The organism is Campylobacter concisus (assembly GCF_902460575.1).
Taxonomy (GTDB): domain Bacteria; phylum Campylobacterota; class Campylobacteria; order Campylobacterales; family Campylobacteraceae; genus Campylobacter_A; species Campylobacter_A concisus_AW.
Genome location: NZ_CABPUY010000003.1, coordinates 391,778 through 394,311 on the forward strand (window position 1 = coordinate 391,778; position 2,534 = coordinate 394,311).

At 38.6% G+C, this 2,534-nt stretch carries 1 protein-coding gene; it reads right to left on the minus strand.

The window, feature by feature from the left end; translation table 11 throughout:
- A partial coding sequence (locus tag F3G76_RS10525; RefSeq protein ID WP_188116575.1) for an Ig-like domain-containing protein occupies positions 1–2,534 on the minus strand: 2,534 nt, incomplete at both ends.

Here is a 2,534-nt window from a genome sequence, read left to right on the forward strand (position 1 = left end):
CCTATCACCTTGCTATCCTTGCCTGGGTTGTTAGGGTTATTTGGATTGATGATCTCTGCTGTTACATTGTTGTCTTTACCTGGGTTTAGATCAACTGGGATATCAATCTTACCTTTATCTATATCATCTTGATTGATTGGTTTTTCAGTCTTTTTGCCATTGTCATCAGTAACTACTACTTTATCACCTGGTTTTACTGAACCATCTTTTGGTATAGTAACTTCTACTGTTGTTTTACCAGCATCTTTGTCACCAGCTTTGTTTTCATCATCAGAAATTTTGCCATCTTTGTTTGTATCTTCTGGGAATTTAATTTCTGGGTTGCTTGGTTTTCTGCTAAATTCGCTATCAAGTGTAAGTGTAGCTTTTGATGAGTCGCTAACATTACCAGCTTCATCAGCAAATCTATACTCTGGAGTCTCATATTTTCCATCTTTTAGTTTGTTGATACCTACGTTAAATGTAGCTTCAAATCTACCATCTTTGATCATCTCATCAGTGATCTCAACAAATTTAACCCAATTACCTTTGCCATCTATTGACTGGATCACATCACCAGCTTTTACGCTACCGTCTGTTGGGATATCTATCACCCAGTGAGCTTTGCCATCTTTTATAGCAGCTACTTCAGCAACACTTAAGACACCGTCGTTATTTGTATCTTCTACAAATCTAACTTTTGGATTGCCTATTGTTGTATCAACATCCACACTTGCCTCAATAGATTTAGCACTATGTCCTAGTTTATCAGTCGCTTCTACGACAAATTTATGCTCGCCGTCGCCAAGTTTAGTTCTAGGAGTAAATTCCCAACTACCATCAAAGCCAGCTTTTGTAGTGCCTGCTATCTTACCATCAACAAATACTTTTATATCTGCACCAGCTTCAGCGCTACCTTTTAGTGTTGGAGTGTTGTCATTTGTGACCTTACCTTTAACATCGCCATTTTCTACGCCACCAGCTACATTATCAACGATCTCTTTGATCTCTGGTATATCTGTTGCAGTATCAACTGTTAAGCTTACAACGTTTGAGTTTTGAACTGGGTTTTTGACATAGTCTTGCATAATAGCTTCAACAGTATAGTCGCCATCATTTAATGCTACTGGTACGTCAATATGCCAATCGCCAAGGCTATCTTCTATATATACTTCATCGCTCCATACTACTTTACCGCTACTATCTTTTACGCTAACAGTTACAGTTGCGTACTGCTCGCCTGTACCCCAAATAGTAGGAGTATTGTCTTTTGTAGCACCTTCATAAGAGCCATTTAGTACGTCATCACCATTGTCATCTGTTATTCTAGTGATTACTACTTGACCTGGATTAGTATCTACTTTTATCCAAGAAATTTCTGAGTTCTCGCTTACGTTGCCAGCTTCATCTGTTGCGATAGCATAGAATGAGTGCTTGCCGTCGCTTAGTTTGCTAGTTGCATACTCCCACTCACCTTTTTCATTAGCTTTTACGCTACCTGCTTTTCTACCATCTACATAGACATCAACGGTTGCACCAGCCTCAGCACTACCTTTTAATGTTGGGGTATTGTCATTTGTCCAGCCAATTCTTTCGTTTTTCACGTTGCCTGTATCCCCTTCTACATTATCTATAATTTCATTAATTACTGGTTTAGAAGTATGAAGATCTATTGTTACAGTAGCTACATTTGATGCATTGCTTACATTGCCAGCTTTATCTGTTGCAGTTGCTGTTATGCTGTATTCACCTTCAGCAAGTGAGCTCTTTGGTGTAAATTCCCATGATCCATCAGCTTTTACAGGGATGTTTTCAGCGATGATATCATTGCCATTTTTAAGAGTTATGGTTGAGCCAGCCTCAGCTGTACCTTTAAATGTAGGAGTGCTATCGTTTGTAGTACCACCTTTAACGTCTTCGTTAAATTTACCACCCTTAACATCATCTATTACTTCTGTGATGACTGGAGCATCTGGAGCTGTTTTATCAGTAAAGTCTGTATTGCCAGCTGTTCCTTCGCCGTTACCTTTATTGCCAGCTTTATCAGTTACTTCAACATTTACTTTATCACCTGGTTTGATTGGATCAGTAGTGATTTCGAAATTTCCCTTATCATCAGTTGTGCCAGTGCCAATTATTTTGCCATCTTTGTCTTTTACTACCACTGGAGCATTTGGCTCATCTGAATGACCTTTTACTATACCTTTATCTGGGTTACCATCAGCTGGGTTATTTGTATCAACTGGAGTTACTTCTTTAACTTCTACGCTTGGAGGTGTATTATCAACAAATTCTGTATCACCTGCAGTCTCTGTATCACTACCTTTATTACCAGCTTTATCAGTTACTTCAACTTTTACTTTATCACCTGGTTCGATTGGATCAGTAGTGATTTCGAAATTTCCCTTATCATCAGTTGTGCCAATACCTATTGTTTTACCATTTTCATCAGTAACAACTACTGGAGCATTTGGCTCATCTGATTTACCTTTTACGATACCTTTATCTGGAGTACCATCTGATGGGTTAGTCTCATCTACTGGAGTTACAGTATC